We start from the raw sequence: 13,254 nt of genomic DNA on the forward strand, positions 1-13,254 counted from the left end.
CTCGACTCCGTGAAGTTGGAATCGCTAGTAATCGCGGGTCAGCATACCGCGGTGAATACGTTCCCGGGCCTTGTACACACCGCCCGTCACACCATGGGAGTACGTTGCAGTTGAAACCGCCGGGAGCCGCAAGGCAGGCGTCTAGACTGTGGCGCATGACTGGGGTGAAGTCGTAACAAGGTAACTGTACCGGAAGGTGCGGTTGGATCACCTCCTTTCTATTGCGCTCCGCTCCTCTTCCCATCCCTCTGGCCTCACCGCCAGACACAATCCACGCTGACCTCGCCCCCCCGGCTCCCGCCGGGGGGACGCGCCTTTTGGATCGCCGGGTCAAGGAACTTTGACCGGGTACAATCTCCCCATGACCACGCCGTTCGAACAGGCCCAGCAGGATGTCCAGACCCTCTCCAAAAAACCCGGCAACGATACGCTCCTCAAGCTGTATGCGCTGTACAAGCAGGGCTCGGTGGGCGACGTGACGGGCGACCGTCCCGGCGGGTTCGACTTCGTGGGGGGAGCCAAGTACGACGCCTGGGCTGCACTCAAGGGGATGAACGCCGAGGAGGCACAGGCGGAGTACGCGGCACTTGTCGAAACGCTTAAAGCTCGGGGCTGAGGGTTCTCAACCGGTTGGGGTAGCCGCCTCTGGGCAGGCCACCCTTTGTCTTGGTCTGGAAGCACCCACACGGTAAGCTGCGGGGGTGAACCCCGGTTCCTCCGCTTCCCAGACACCCGAACGCGGGGCCTCCAACGGGGGAGAGGCACTCGCCGCCGCCAAGACGCGGATGCGCGAGCTGGCGGCGACCTACGCGAGCGGGCTGCCGGGGCTGGATACGCACAGCCTCCTCGCCGGGTTGGACGCCACCCTGCGGTTCCTGCCGATGGGGGACCGTGACGGCGCCTATGACCCCGAGCACCGCGTCGTGCTGATCAACAGCCGGGTGCGGCCCGAACGCCAGCGCTTCACCCTGGCCCATGAGATCAGCCACGCCCTGCTGCTGGGCGACGATGACCTGCTCAGCGACCTCCACGACGCCTACGAGGGCGAGCGGCTGGAGCAGGTCATCGAGACGCTGTGCAACGTGGGCGCCGCCGCGCTGCTGATGCCAGACGCCCTGATCGACGAGGTGATGGCGCGGCATGGCCCCAGCGGGCAGGCCCTCGCGGAGCTGGCCCGCCGCGCCGACGTGAGTGCGAGCAGTGCCCTGTATGCCCTGGCCGAGAGAACCACCGCCCCTGTTCTTTACGCCGTCTGTGCCGTGAGCCGCCTCGACACGGAGGACGAGGAGGCATCGCCCGGCAAGGGCCTGACCGTGCGGGCGAGCAGCGGCGCTCCCGGCGTCAAATACAGTCTGCGCCCCGGCACACCCATCCCCGACGACCACCCGGTCGCGGTGGCGCTGGCGACCCGGCTCCCGCTCGCGCAGGAGAGCTACGTGCCCTTCCGCTCGGGGCGGCGAATGCCCGCCTACGTGGACGCCTTTCCGGAGCGGCAGCGCGTGCTGGTGAGTTTCGCGCTGGGGCAGCGGAGCGAGCGGGCGGGAGAGGAGGCGGGTGAGTAGCTCCTGGCCAGAGCGTCAGCACCGCCTGACCTTTGGCTTCCCGGTGCCGGGTGGCGTCCGCACCCCGGAGGGCTGGGAAGTCACCTGGACGGGCTGCGCGGTAATGGGCATCCTCAACGTGACGCCCGACAGCTTCAGCGACGGGGGCCGTCACGCCGGGCTGGAGGCGGCCCTGGCCCACGCCCGCGCGATGCGGGACGCGGGGGCCTTCATGATCGACGTGGGGGGCGAGAGCACCCGGCCCGGCGCCGATCCGGTGCCCGCCGACGTGGAAATCGACCGGGTGCGCCCGGTGCTGCGGGCGCTGGCGGGCGAGAGCGTACTGCTCAGCGTGGATACCCTCAAGCCCGAGGTGGCGCGGGCGGCACTGGAGGCGGGAGCACACCTCGTCAACGACGTGTCAGGCTTGCGCGATCCCGCTATGGTGGCTGCATGCGCGGAGGCCGGGGCCGCCGCCTGCGTGATGCACATGCAGGGCGAGCCGCGCACCATGCAACACGCCCCGCACTACGGCGACGTGATGGCCGAGGTTCACGGGTATCTGCGGTCCCAGGCACAGCGGGTACAGGCGGCGGGGGTGCCCTCCGTGCTGCTTGACCCCGGCCTCGGCTTCGGGAAGACCGTGGAGCACAACCTCGCGCTGCTGCGGGCGCTGCCGGACCTGACGGACGGGCAGTGGCCGGTGCTGGTGGGCGCCAGCCGCAAGGGGCTGATTGGCCGCCTCGCGGACGTGCCCGTGGCCTCGGAGCGCGACCCCGGCAGCCTCGCCCTGCACCTGCACGCGGCGCGGCAGGGGGCGGCGATGGTGCGGGTGCACGCGGTGGCCGCGCATGTTCAGGCGCTGCGGGTGCAAGCGGCGCTGAATGGGACCAACGGAGCAGGCCCGCTACAATCGCCCGCATGAGCCGCGTGGTGCTGGAGGGACTGGAGTTTCATGCCCGGCACGGCGTCTTTGAGTCGGAGGCGGCGCTGGGTGCCCGCTTTGTGGTGGACGCCGAGCTGCACTGGGCCTTCGCGGGGATTGCCGACGACCTCGCGGCGGCCGTCAATTACGCTGCCGTCTACGCCTCCATCCGCGAGGAGGTGACGGGTGAGCGCCACCTCTTGATCGAGGTGCTCGCCGACCGCATCGCCCGGCGGCTGCTGCGCGAGCATGGGCGGCTGGAGGCGGTCACCGTGCGGGTGCATAAGCCTTTCGCGCCCCTTCCCGGCGTCTTCCGCGACGTGTACGCCGAGCTGACCCTGCGGGCCGGCGAATGAGGGCGGCGTATGTGGCGCTCGGCGCGAACCTGGGGGACCCTCTGGCCGCTCTGCGTTGGGCCAGGGACGAGCTGGCGCGCCTGGGCACTGTGACTGGTGTGAGCGCCCTGTACCGCACGGCCCCGGTCGGGGGGCCGACAGGGCAGCCCGACTATCTCAATGCCGTGCTGCGCCTGGAGACGGCCCTGCGGCCACCTGACCTCCTTGCCGCGCTGCACCGGCTGGAGGCGGAGGCGGGACGCGAACGCCGCGAACGCTGGGAGGCCCGCACCCTCGACCTCGACCTTCTGCTGTGCGGGGAGGAGGTATGGGAGACGCCAGACCTGACCCTCCCGCATCCTCGCGCCTGGGACCGGGCCTTCGTGCTCGCGCCGCTGGCGGACCTCGCGCCGAGGCTGGCGCATCCGGTGACCGGGGAGCGGGTGGAGGCGGCCCTGGGACGGGTGGGCCGGGCAGGCGTCACGCGGGTGGCGGCCGACTGGTAGGCGAACAGACGGCCCGGTCCCCCCTGGGCACGCTATGCTGCGTCCCGACATGAGCGAGCTGACCTCCTCCAAGCGCAACGGGAACCTGGGCCGCACCCTGCTGTGGGTGGCGATCGTGCTCAGCGTGCTGCTGCTGGGCTTCGTGACCGCCCTGACCATTCGTGCCAACCCCTACGTCAGCGACCGCGAGGCGAACGGGGTCAGCAAGTACAAGTTCCTCGAAGCCTGCAAGGAACAGCTCGCCGAAGACGAACAGCTCGCCTCCCTCCAGGGCCTGCTGCAGCAGAGCGGCCAGCTTCAGGCCGGGCAGCGCCTGACCGCCGAGATCGCCCCCGAACCCGCCGACCTCGTGGCCAGCGTTCAGCCTGCCCAGGGCGGCGGCTGGACCCTGAATGTCCCCGCCAACATTCAGGTGAACGGTGGGGGCGCCCCACTGGGCCAGTTGCCCTTCCAGTGCGCCCACGACAAGGCCCAGAACCGCACGACCGCCCAGCTTCAGCTTCCGGGCGGGGTGTAGGAAGTCGCCAGCGGCCAGTCATCAACAAGGGGCCCCGGCCAGTGCTGGGGCTTTCTTTGTTCTCTGGCGACTGACGAGCTTTTAGAGCACTGTCTCCAGCCCGCTCAGACACTCCTCGGCAATCGCCCGCGCCAGGGGGTCACGGGTGGAGCGGGCGTAGCTCACGCCGAGGTGCAAGTGCTCCGGCCCCGCCTCGTCGCCCAGCAGGGCCAGCGTCTGATAGTAGGCGAGGTGGGTGTGGGCCAAGAGCACGTCGCGGGTGCGCTCGGGGGGCAGGGTCCGCAGCAGCCGCAGCGCTTCCTCGTAGGCCCCCACGGCCTGCTCCTGATCGCCCTCAACCGCCCATTCGCGCCCCAGTTGCAGGTGGCGGGCAGCAGTCAGGTAGGCGGGGCGCATGGAAGGAATTCTAACGCCAGCGGCTATGCTGCGCCCATGTTGGAGGGGGCGGGTCTGGGCTGGCTGGGCGCGGCGCTGCTGATCCTGGCCGGCTACGGCTGGGGCACTCGCGTGTCGGCGGGGCGCTCGCCCCTGCCGCTGGGCTGGATGCTGGCGCTGACCCTGGGGGCAAGTGTGTTGGGGCTGGCGCTGACCATTGAGGCTTTTCTGAGCCACCAGGACGGCCCGCTGGTGACCGGCGCGGTGGGCGCCCTCGCGGCGGCGGCGCTGGCGGTGTTCACGGCGCGGGAATGATAGGGAATGGGCTCCCTTATGCTGGCGTATGGTCCAGCCCATTTCAGGCCGGTTGACTTTATTGGTGGCCGCCATGCTCCTTTCTTCGGCCCTGGCCTGTCCGGTCAAGCCCGGCACCGTCGCGAACAGCCTGTTCAAGGACACGCGGCGGCTCACGCCGATCTGCGGCCCGCTGTACCTGACCTTCAAACAGGCCATGTCCGGAGTGAAATGGACCGAGATGTACGCCCTGGACGCCAAGACGGGCGCCGCGCAGACCGCCTACGTGCTCGCCGGTCTTCAGAAGGGCGGGTACAGGAAGGTCAAGGAGGCGAGGACGCCCCGCAGCCAGACCTATCTCTTCCAGCGCGGCAAGAACACCATCACGGCGGTGGTCGGCCACTCGGGACCCGTGCAGTATCTCGGGTTGGCGGGGCAGTGACAGCAGAGTTCGACGACAGGACGAGGCCGCTTCTCCCCGTTGGAGAAGCGGCCTCTCTGGCCTGCCTTTAGTCCCGGCGGGGCGGGCGCGGTCCCCGGTCCCGGTCGCCGCCGGAGCGGGGAGCACGGGGCTCGCGGGGGGCAATCTTGCCCTCCAGCTCGGGGCGAATCAGGTCGATCTTGCCCCGGTCGTCCACGTTGACGATCTTGACCCGGAGTTTGTCCCCGACGTTCAGCACGTCCTCGACGGCCTGAATGCGCTCCTCGCTCATCTGCGAGATGTGCAGCATTCCGTCCTGACCGGGGAAGAGGTTGACGAAGGCGCCGAAGGGCGCGGTCTTGACCACCGTGCCCTCGTACTCCTCGCCCACGCGGGCGGTCTTGGTCAGGCCCTCGATGCGGGCGCGGACGGCCTCGGCGGCGGCGCTGTCGGCCGAGAAGATGCGGACCGAGCCGTCCTCCTCGACCGTGATCTGGGCGCCCATCGCCTCGAGTTCGCGGATCTGCTTGCCGCCCGGCCCAATCACCTTGCCGATCAGCTCGGGGTTGATCTTGAGGCTGACGATCCGGGGAGCGGTGGGCGACAGCTCGGGGCGCGGCGCGGGCAGCACTTCGGCCATCTTGCCCAGGATGTGCAGCCGGGCGTCGCGGGCCTGAGCGAGCGCTTCCCGCATGATCGCCGGGGTGATGCCGCCCACCTTGATGTCCATCTGGAGGGCCGTCACGCCCTCGGCGGTCCCGCAGACCTTGAAGTCCATGTCGCCCAGCGCGTCTTCCAGGCCCAGGATGTCGGTGAGGATGCGGTAGCGCCCGTCCTCGATGACCAGGCCCATCGCCACGCCCGCGACCGGCGCCCTCAGGGGCACGCCCGCGTCCATCAGCGCGAGGGTCCCGGCGCACACGGTCGCCATGCTGCTCGACCCGTTGGACTCCAGCACCTCGCCCACCACGCGCAGCACGTAAGGGAACTCCTCGAAGGAGGGCAGCACCGCCCGGATCGCCCGCTTGGCGAGGTTGCCGTGTCCGACCTCGCGCCGGGACTGCCCGCCCATGCGCTTGACCTCGCCCGTGGAGTAGGGCGGGAAGTTGTAGTGCAGCAGGAACTTGTCGTTCTCCTCGGTGGTGAGGTCGTCCACCAGAATCTCGTCGCGCTCGGTGCCCAGGGTGGCGACCCCCAGCACCTGCGTCTCGCCGCGCGTGAAGATCGCGCTGCCGTGGGCGCGGGGCAGGGACCGGGTCTCGATCCAGATGGGGCGCACGGTGCGCGAGTTGCGCCCGTCGGCCCGCAGGTCCTCTTCCAGGATGAGGCGGCGCAGTTCCTGCTTTTCCACCTTGCCGAAGGCGCTTTTTAGGGCCAGGATGCGTTCCTCGGCGCCCTCGACCTCGCCCTCGATCATGCGGTCCTGAATGATGCGGTCGCGCAGGGCCTTGAGGTTGGCGCCGCGCTCCTTTTTCTTCACGGTGAGCAGCGCGTCGCGCAGCCCCGCCGTCCGCGCCGCCTCCATAAGTTCGGGCACGAGGTCCGGGGCGAGGTCGCCTTCCGCCAGAATGTTGAACTTCGGCGCCCCGAGTTCGGCCCGCATCTGCTCGATCAAGGACAGGACGCCCTGCATCTCCGCGTGGGCGAACTCGATGGCGCCCACCATCGTCTCCTCGTCCACGACCTGCGCCCCGGCCTCCACCATCATCACGGCGTCGCGGGTGCCCGCCACCACCAGGTCCAGGGTCGAGCGCGTGAGCTGGTCGGTGGTGGGGTTCAGCACGTACCCGCCGTCCACGAGGCCCACCCGCACGCAGGCGGTCGGCCCGCCCCAGGGGATGTCGCTGATGCTCAGGGCCGCCGACGCGCCGATGGGGCCGAGCACGTCGGGCAGGTTCTGCTGGTCGGCCGAGAGCACGGTGATGATGACCTGCGTCTCGTGGCGGTAGCCCTTGGGAAAGAGGGGCCGAATCTGGCGGTCGGTGATGCGGGCCGAGAGGATGGCCCGCTCGCCGGGGCGCCCCTCACGGCGGTGAAAGGAGCCGGGAATCTTGCCGACGGCGTAGTGCCGTTCCTCGAACTCGACGGTCAGGGGCAGGAAGTCCAGCGTGCTCCTGTCCTCGCGGGCCTGCGCGGTCACGAGGAGCATGGTGTCGCCGTAGCGCAGGGTGACGCTGCCGCTGACGAGCTTCGCCAGCTTGCCCGTCTCGATGCTCAGTTCGCGCCCGCCGAGCACCGTGGTGTAGGTCTTTCCGATCATGAGGGTGAGTCTATCCCGCCCCGCCGCACCCCGACGGGATGGTGGGTTGCGGTCGGCTCCAGACGTGTCAGGGTGGGGCCATGTCCATTCCCGCCGCTCCCTTTCCCGCCGCCTACTCCACTCTCTCGGCGCAGGCCCTGGCCGCCTGGGTGGAGGCGCGGTACTCCTGCACCGGCCCCGTCACCTGCACCCTGCTGCGGCGCGGCCTGAACGACACCTACCGGGTGACTGGACTGGCGGGCCGGGACCGCGCGGCACTGCGCGTCTACCGCTCGGGCTGGCGCTCGCCGGGAGAGGTGGAGTGGGAACTCGGCTTCCTGAGGCATCTGGCGGGGGCGGGATGTGCCGTCTCAGGGCCACTCCCGCAACCCGGCGGCGCGTGCTGGGAGGTGCTGGAGGCCGCCGAGGGGCCACGGGTCGCCGCCCTGTTCGGGTGGGTGGAGGGACGCTGGCTGGAGGCGGTGCCGGAGGACGCGGCGGCATACGGGAAGGCGGCGGCCCGTCTCCACACGGCCGCCGACCCCTTCCGCGCGGAGGGGCGCTTCGCCCTGGACCTGGACCATCTGCTGACCCAACCACTGGCGGTCATTCGCCCTCTGCTGGCAGAGTCCCCGGAGGTCTGGCAGGAACTGGAGGCCGCCGCCCACCGCACGCACGCGGCCCTGACCGCCCTGGCCCCGAGGCTGGAGTGGGGTCCCTGTCACGGCGACCTGCACGAGGGTAATGCCCGGCTGGAGGCGGACGGCACGGTGCGCCTCTTCGATTTCGACTGCGGCGGCCCCGGCTGGCGGGCTTACGATCTGGCGGTCTACGGGTGGAGCCTGTTTTCCAACAGCGGTCAGACCCCCGAGGCGGCGGAGGAAGCCTGGCGGGCCTTTCTCGCGGCCTATCAGAGCCTGCGCCCGCTGGGGGCGGCGGACCTCCAGGCCCTGCCCCTCTTCGTGACGGCGCGGGCCATCTGGTTCATGGGCCTGAACGCTGGCCGCGCCCACGAGTACGGCACCGAGGTCCCGGACCTGGGGTTTTTCCAGTACGGCCTGAAGTTCATCCGTGATTGGGAGGCGTGGCCAGAAGCCTGACCCGCGCTGGGCGTACACTCGCCCCATGTCCGCCCCCGCCACCCGCGACGTGCTCCTCACCTGCCCCCTCGACTGCCCCGACGCCTGCCGCCTGCGGATCACCCTGGAGCGTGGCGAGGACGGCCGCGAGCGGGCGGTGAAGCTGACCGGGGACGCGGCGCACCCGTATACGAAGGGTTTTGCCTGCGTGAAGACCGTTCACTACCCAGCGCGGCAGCACCACCCCGAGCGCCCCATTTACCCCCTGCGCCGGGTCAACCCCAAGACCGACCCCGAGCCGCAGTTCGAGCGGGTGACCTGGGACGAGGCGCTGGACGACATCGCGGCCCGGCTGCGGCATCTGCTGGACCGGAACGGTCCCTCGTCCATCCTGCGCTACCACTACGCGGGCACGATGGGCCTGATGGAGAACTCGCACGCCCACGCCCTGTGGCGGGCGCTGGGCACCCCCGAACTCGACGAGACGATCTGCGCGACGGCGGGCACGGCGGCCTGGGCGATGGGCTACGGCTCACGCCTGACGGTGGACCCGCTGGACGTGCCGCACGCCCGCCTGATCGTGCTGTGGGGCATCAACAGCCTGAGCACCCACAGCCACCTCACCCCGCAGATGACGGCGGCGCGGAAGGCAGGCGCCCGCATCATCCACGTGGACCCCTACCGCAACCGCACGAGCGGGTATGCCGACACCCACCTCAAGCTGAAGCCCGGCACAGACGCGGCACTCGCGCTGGGCGTGATGCACGAACTCTTCGCCCACGGCTGGACGGATGAGACATACATCACGGAGGCGACGACCGGGGTGGAGGACCTGCGCGAGGCCGCCCGCGAGTGGACGCCCGAACGCACGGCGGAGGTCACCGGGCTGACCGTGGAGGAGGTGCGTGACCTCGCCCACGCCATCGGGACCACTCGGCCCACCTACATCCGGGTCGGGTACGGAATGACCCGTCACGAGAACGGCGGCACGGCGCTGCGGGCAGTGACGCTGCTTCCGGCGCTGACGGGCGACTGGCGGCAGCGGGGGGGCGGGCTGTGTCTCAGCACCAGCGGGGCCTTCGCGCTCAACCGCGCCCGGCTAGGTGGAGCGCACCTGACCCGCCCGGACGTGCCCCACGTGAATATGAACGAACTGGCGAACGCCCTGGCCCCGGAATCGGGCTTCGGCGCGACCGTGATCTACAACTGCAACCCGGCGGTGGTCGCCCCCGACTCCGCGCGGGTGCGGGCGGGTCTCCAGCGCGATGACCTCCTCGTGGTCGTGCTGGAACAGGCGATGACCGAAACGGCGCGGCTGGCCGACTACGTGCTGCCCGCGACGACCTTCATGGAGCATCCCGACGTGTACACCAGCTACGGCCACCACTGGTTGGGCTACAACCCCGCCGAACTGGAGGCCCCCGGCGAGGCCCGGCCCAACTCCTGGGTGTTTCAGCAACTCGCCCGCCGCCTCGGGGTGACCGAACCCAGCGTCTACTGGACGGTGGATGACCTGCTGGCGGAGGTGCTGGCGACCGACCACCCCCACCTCGCCGGAATCACGCCCGAGCGGCTGAAGGCCGAGGGCACGGTGCGGCTGAACATCCCCGAGGGCTTCCTGCCCTACGCACACGGGGCCGAGACGCCCAGCGGCAAGGTCCAGCTCTCGCCTGCGCCGAGGTATCAGCCGGTGGGTGCGGCGCTGAACCCCGACTACCCGGTGCGCCTGCTCACGCCGCCCGCCCACCACTTCCTGAACTCGACCTACGGCAACCTCGCCAACCTCAACCGCGCCGAGGGAGACGAGCCGCACGTCCTGGTCCACCCCGAGGACGCCCAGGGCTACGGGCTGGAGGACGGCGGCTATGCCCGCATCGTCAGCGAGGTCGGGCAGGTGCGCCGCCGGGTGAAGGTGACGGAAGCCGCGCAGCCCGGCGTGGCGGTGGTGGAGGGGACGTGGTGGGGGCTCTCGGCGCCCGATGGGGAGAGCATCAACGCCGTGACCGCGCAGACGTTGACCGACTTGGGCGGCGGGAGCACCTTCCACAACACGCGGGTGCGGCTGGAGCAGGCGAACTAAGGAACTATTGACTGGTCTACTGCGTAGCAATTTTTATGCAGCATAAAAATTTTAGTAAGCACATATGGCTTACTCGTTATCTTATTGTCGGGGCTCTGTTGGTAATTGCTGTCTGGGCGCTCCTCGGTGGCTCTGACCTTGGTGAGCGTGCGGGATTTGCACAAGCTGTCTTGGCAGGAGTTTTGTTGTGGGCTACTTGGAATGCTATTGATAGAAGTGATTCTCAAATTGAAAAAGCTCAAAAACAAATCGACATAGCCCAATAGATGCTGGTTATTGAATCTAAGCCTAATCTGGTGATAGATCATAGTGAAAAAGACTACAAGATTAAACTAACAAATTTGGGAAAGTACCCTATCCTTATAAAGAGGACAAATTTATACCCTCTCATTTCACTAGAAGATGAACTGAGGTCAGAGATGATTTTTCCTTTAAAAAGTATCGAGATAGACGTTCCAATATCAGAGCATTATCCAGGGCTTGCAGAAGGCGACATCCCCGAAAGTTACAATCTAGAGATTGCAATGTACTACTCTAATCCAAACGGAAAGATTTGGCGTCAGCGCTTCATCCTGTGGCGCGAGAGCTGGCTGTATGGTGAGCACGAGGTCACAGATTGGCACATGAAGCTAGGTGATCTAATTGAGGAAGAGGACCGACTGTTTTTTTCCTTTGACAAATTAGGAAGTTAGGACGGCGGGTGCGCCTACCCCTCCAGCATCCGTGCCCAGCCCTCCGGGTCCTCGCCCACGGTCAGCACCTTGCCGCCGCGCACCAGCGGCAGCCGCAGCAGCTCCGGCGTCTCGATGATGCGGGCGATGATGCCTTCCTCGGTGGTACGGAGGTAGGCGAGGTTGCTGCGTTCATACGCCTTGCCTTCCAGGTCCAGCAGCGCGTTCAGCCCGAACTTCTGCACGAAGCGGGCGAGTTCGCCTTTGGCGATAGGCTTGGCGGCCAGATCGACGAAGTGAATCTTGACCCGCCGCTCCTTGAAAAAACGCTCGGCGGCGCGGGTGGCGGCACTCTTTTTCAGGCCGAACATCTGAACCTGGGGGGCGGTCATGGGGGGATTGTAGTCGCCAGTTGCCAGCTTCCAGCCGCCAGCAAAAGACCCCGACCTGGGCCGGGGCAAATGCCGTTTGGTTCTGGCAACTCAGTTCGTGTACAGCCCCATTCCCTCATCGTCCCGCCCGCTCACCGGCAGGCCGAGGTGGTCGTAGGCGTGGGCAGTGGCGACGCGGCCACGGGGCGTGCGCTTGATGAAGCCGAGCTGGATCAGGTACGGCTCGTACACGTCCTCCAGCGTCAGGGCGTCTTCGCTGATGGCGGTGGCGAGGGTATCTACGCCCACCGGGCCGCCCGCAAAGCGGTGGATCAGGGTTTCGAGGTACTTCTTGTCGCGGTCGTCGAGGCCCGCCGAGTCCAGCCCCTGCTTGTCCAGCGCGTCGTGGGCACGCGCCATTCCGATCACCGGCTCACCGGCCACGTCCGCGTAGTCGCGCACCCGGCGCAGCAGCCGCTTGGCGATGCGCATGGTGCCGCGCGACCTGGCCCCGATCTCCAGCGCGGCTTCCTCCTCCAGCCCGAAGCCCAGCAGCCGGGCGTCGCGCAGCAGGTTGACGCCGATTTCCTCTGCTGTGTAGTACTCCAGGTGCTCGATAATCCCGAATCGACTGCGCATGGGCGCCGTGATCAGGCCGGGCCGGGTCGTCGCCCCCACCAGCGTGAAGCGGGGGAGGGGCAGCTCAATGGTCCGCGCCGCCGGTCCCTGCCCCAGCACGATGTCGAGCTTAAAGTCCTCCATCGCGGGGTAGAGGTGCTCCTCGGCCACCCGCCCCAGCCGGTGAATCTCGTCGATGAACAGCACGTCGCCTTCCTCCAGGCTGTTCGTCAGGATGGCGGCGAGGTCGCCCGGCTTCTCGATGGCGGGACCCGACGTGACGCGGATGTTCACCCCGAGTTCGTGCGCGATGATGTGCGCCAGCGTGGTCTTGCCGAGTCCGGGCGGGCCAAAGAGGAGCGTATGATCCAGCGCCTCACGGCGACCCTTGGCCGCTTGGAGGTACACCGAGAGCTTCTCCTTGAGGCGTTCCTGCCCCACGTACTCGGTCAGCGTCTTGGGCCGCAGGGCGGCGTCGAGCGGTTCGGTCATGCTGCCCATATTACGCTATTTGCGAAATAGGGTGGGCCGGGTTGAGTGGAGGTCACGACCCGCCGTAGGTCCGGATCAATCCCGGCAGGTCGGCGGCCAGGGTGCCGTCCAGCACCTCACCGTTGGCATACACGCGCACGAAGCGGCCCTGGGGGTCCACCACGCTGACCTGATCGCCGTGGATGCGGGCGGCCTCGGCGGCGGTCGCCCCGGCCTGCTGAGCGTTGGCGGCGCCGTCCCCCCCACTCTGGGCTTCCCCATCCGCGTGGGCCAAGTGGGCGCTGTGGTCCTCGGCGGGCTGGGGCTGCGGCTTCACGTTCGCCACGAACATGACGCGGGCGGCCTCGTCGATGGCCCTCGCCTCGCCCGTCAGGCCAGTGAAAGCCGGGTTGAAGCGGCCCAGATAGTCGCGCACCACCTCGGGCCGGTCGTGCTCCGGGTCTACCGTGATGAACTGCACCTGCACCCGCTCGCGCTGAGCTTCCGGCAGGTCGGCGTACACCCGCGCGAGACTCGCCAAGGTCGCCGGGCACACGTCCGGGCAGCGCACGAAGCCGTAGAAGACCAGCCGCATCTTGCCGCCCGAGTCGTTCAGGGGGGTCTCCTCGCCCCGGTCGTTCAGGAGGGACAGGGCGGGCAAGGTTACCGGGGTGTCGAGCGCCGTCCCCCCGGACGCGCTGGGAGAGACACCCCGGTACAGCAGCAGCCCCCCCAGGACCGCCGCGACCGCCAACAGCACCGCCGTGAGCCACTTCATCGGGCCGAGGCTAGCGGGGGGGCAGGGGGCGGG

General features: G+C 68.5%; 17 protein-coding genes and 1 rRNA gene. 13 read left to right on the forward strand and 5 right to left on the reverse strand.

From position 1 onward, the window contains the following. The 7 genes from F8S09_RS08360 to F8S09_RS08390 all read left to right on the forward strand — a co-directional run. Nucleotides 1-218 (forward strand): 16S ribosomal RNA (locus F8S09_RS08360); the annotation flags it as partial. A gap of 143 nt (nucleotides 219-361) precedes the next feature. Beyond that, complete coding sequence (locus F8S09_RS08365) at nucleotides 362-616, forward strand: acyl-CoA-binding protein (RefSeq protein ID WP_152871055.1); 255 nt, start codon at nucleotides 362-364, stop codon at nucleotides 614-616. Nucleotides 617-785: 169 nt separating this feature from the next. Further along, on the forward strand, nucleotides 786-1,562 hold the full coding sequence (locus tag F8S09_RS08370; protein ID WP_152871311.1) for an ImmA/IrrE family metallo-endopeptidase: 777 nt from the start codon (nucleotides 786-788) through the stop codon (nucleotides 1,560-1,562). Continuing rightward, the gene (gene folP, locus F8S09_RS08375) at nucleotides 1,555-2,466 is read left to right on the forward strand and encodes a dihydropteroate synthase (protein WP_322618664.1); all 912 of its coding nucleotides are present in this window, start codon (nucleotides 1,555-1,557) and stop codon (nucleotides 2,464-2,466) included. Before F8S09_RS08370 ends, folP begins: the two co-directional genes overlap by 8 nt. Continuing rightward, complete coding sequence (gene folB / locus F8S09_RS08380; protein WP_152871056.1) at nucleotides 2,463-2,822, forward strand: dihydroneopterin aldolase; 360 nt, start codon at nucleotides 2,463-2,465, stop codon at nucleotides 2,820-2,822. Before folP ends, folB begins: the two co-directional genes overlap by 4 nt. Further along, nucleotides 2,819-3,307: a 2-amino-4-hydroxy-6-hydroxymethyldihydropteridine diphosphokinase gene (gene folK / locus F8S09_RS08385; RefSeq protein ID WP_152871057.1), complete on the forward strand. Its 489-nt coding sequence runs from the start codon at nucleotides 2,819-2,821 to the stop codon at nucleotides 3,305-3,307. The genes folB and folK overlap by 4 nt, the downstream gene beginning before the upstream one ends. A 49-nt stretch (nucleotides 3,308-3,356) precedes the next feature. After that, the gene (locus F8S09_RS08390) at nucleotides 3,357-3,824 is read left to right on the forward strand and encodes a hypothetical protein (RefSeq protein WP_152871058.1); all 468 of its coding nucleotides are present in this window, start codon (nucleotides 3,357-3,359) and stop codon (nucleotides 3,822-3,824) included. Nucleotides 3,825-3,905: 81 nt separating this feature from the next. Here the strand turns inward: F8S09_RS08390 and F8S09_RS08395 are convergent, their stop codons facing one another. Then, a complete protein-coding gene (locus F8S09_RS08395; RefSeq protein WP_152871059.1) occupies nucleotides 3,906-4,220 on the reverse strand; it encodes a hypothetical protein in 315 nt (104 codons plus the stop codon). A 36-nt stretch (nucleotides 4,221-4,256) separates the two neighbouring features. Here F8S09_RS08395 and F8S09_RS08400 point away from each other — a divergent pair, with 36 nt between their 5' ends. Both F8S09_RS08400 and F8S09_RS08405 read left to right on the forward strand, forming a co-directional pair. Continuing rightward, nucleotides 4,257-4,514: a hypothetical protein gene (locus F8S09_RS08400; protein WP_152871060.1), complete on the forward strand. Its 258-nt coding sequence runs from the start codon at nucleotides 4,257-4,259 to the stop codon at nucleotides 4,512-4,514. Between the two features lie 73 nt (nucleotides 4,515-4,587). Continuing rightward, complete coding sequence (locus F8S09_RS08405) at nucleotides 4,588-4,935, forward strand: hypothetical protein (RefSeq protein WP_152871061.1); 348 nt, start codon at nucleotides 4,588-4,590, stop codon at nucleotides 4,933-4,935. A gap of 67 nt (nucleotides 4,936-5,002) precedes the next feature. Here F8S09_RS08405 and pnp read toward each other — a convergent pair whose 3' ends face one another. After that, on the reverse strand, nucleotides 5,003-7,174 hold the full coding sequence (gene pnp, locus F8S09_RS08410; protein WP_152871062.1) for a polyribonucleotide nucleotidyltransferase: 2,172 nt from the start codon (nucleotides 7,172-7,174) through the stop codon (nucleotides 5,003-5,005). 80 nt (nucleotides 7,175-7,254) lie between these two features. Between pnp and F8S09_RS08415 the strand changes: the two genes are divergently transcribed. From F8S09_RS08415 to F8S09_RS08430, 4 genes are read left to right on the forward strand one after another with little or no spacing between them, the layout of a single operon-like run. After that, a complete protein-coding gene (locus tag F8S09_RS08415) occupies nucleotides 7,255-8,253 on the forward strand; it encodes a phosphotransferase enzyme family protein (protein ID WP_194165280.1) in 999 nt (332 codons plus the stop codon). Between the two features lie 25 nt (nucleotides 8,254-8,278). Further along, complete coding sequence (locus tag F8S09_RS08420) at nucleotides 8,279-10,312, forward strand: molybdopterin oxidoreductase family protein (protein WP_152871064.1); 2,034 nt, start codon at nucleotides 8,279-8,281, stop codon at nucleotides 10,310-10,312. Nucleotides 10,313-10,347: 35 nt separating this feature from the next. Continuing rightward, nucleotides 10,348-10,578 (forward strand): hypothetical protein, encoded by a 231-nt coding sequence (locus F8S09_RS08425; RefSeq protein WP_152871065.1) that lies wholly within the window; start codon nucleotides 10,348-10,350, stop codon nucleotides 10,576-10,578. Further along, nucleotides 10,579-11,004: a hypothetical protein gene (locus tag F8S09_RS08430; protein ID WP_152871066.1), complete on the forward strand. Its 426-nt coding sequence runs from the start codon at nucleotides 10,579-10,581 to the stop codon at nucleotides 11,002-11,004. It begins immediately after the preceding gene. 14 nt (nucleotides 11,005-11,018) lie between these two features. Here F8S09_RS08430 and F8S09_RS08435 read toward each other — a convergent pair whose 3' ends face one another. The 3 genes from F8S09_RS08435 to F8S09_RS08445 all read right to left on the reverse strand — a co-directional run bounded on the left by F8S09_RS08435 (nucleotide 11,019) and on the right by F8S09_RS08445 (nucleotide 13,221). Continuing rightward, nucleotides 11,019-11,375: an ArsC/Spx/MgsR family protein gene (locus tag F8S09_RS08435; protein WP_194165281.1), complete on the reverse strand. Its 357-nt coding sequence runs from the start codon at nucleotides 11,373-11,375 to the stop codon at nucleotides 11,019-11,021. Nucleotides 11,376-11,465: 90 nt separating this feature from the next. Then, on the reverse strand, nucleotides 11,466-12,464 hold the full coding sequence (gene ruvB, locus F8S09_RS08440; protein ID WP_152871067.1) for a Holliday junction branch migration DNA helicase RuvB: 999 nt from the start codon (nucleotides 12,462-12,464) through the stop codon (nucleotides 11,466-11,468). A 52-nt stretch (nucleotides 12,465-12,516) separates the two neighbouring features. Then, the gene (locus tag F8S09_RS08445) at nucleotides 12,517-13,221 is read right to left on the reverse strand and encodes an SCO family protein (protein ID WP_152871068.1); all 705 of its coding nucleotides are present in this window, start codon (nucleotides 13,219-13,221) and stop codon (nucleotides 12,517-12,519) included. Between the last annotated feature and the right edge of the window lie 33 nt (nucleotides 13,222-13,254).

The organism is Deinococcus terrestris (assembly GCF_009377345.1).
In the GTDB taxonomy this organism is placed as follows: Bacteria; Deinococcota; Deinococci; order Deinococcales; family Deinococcaceae; genus Deinococcus; species Deinococcus terrestris.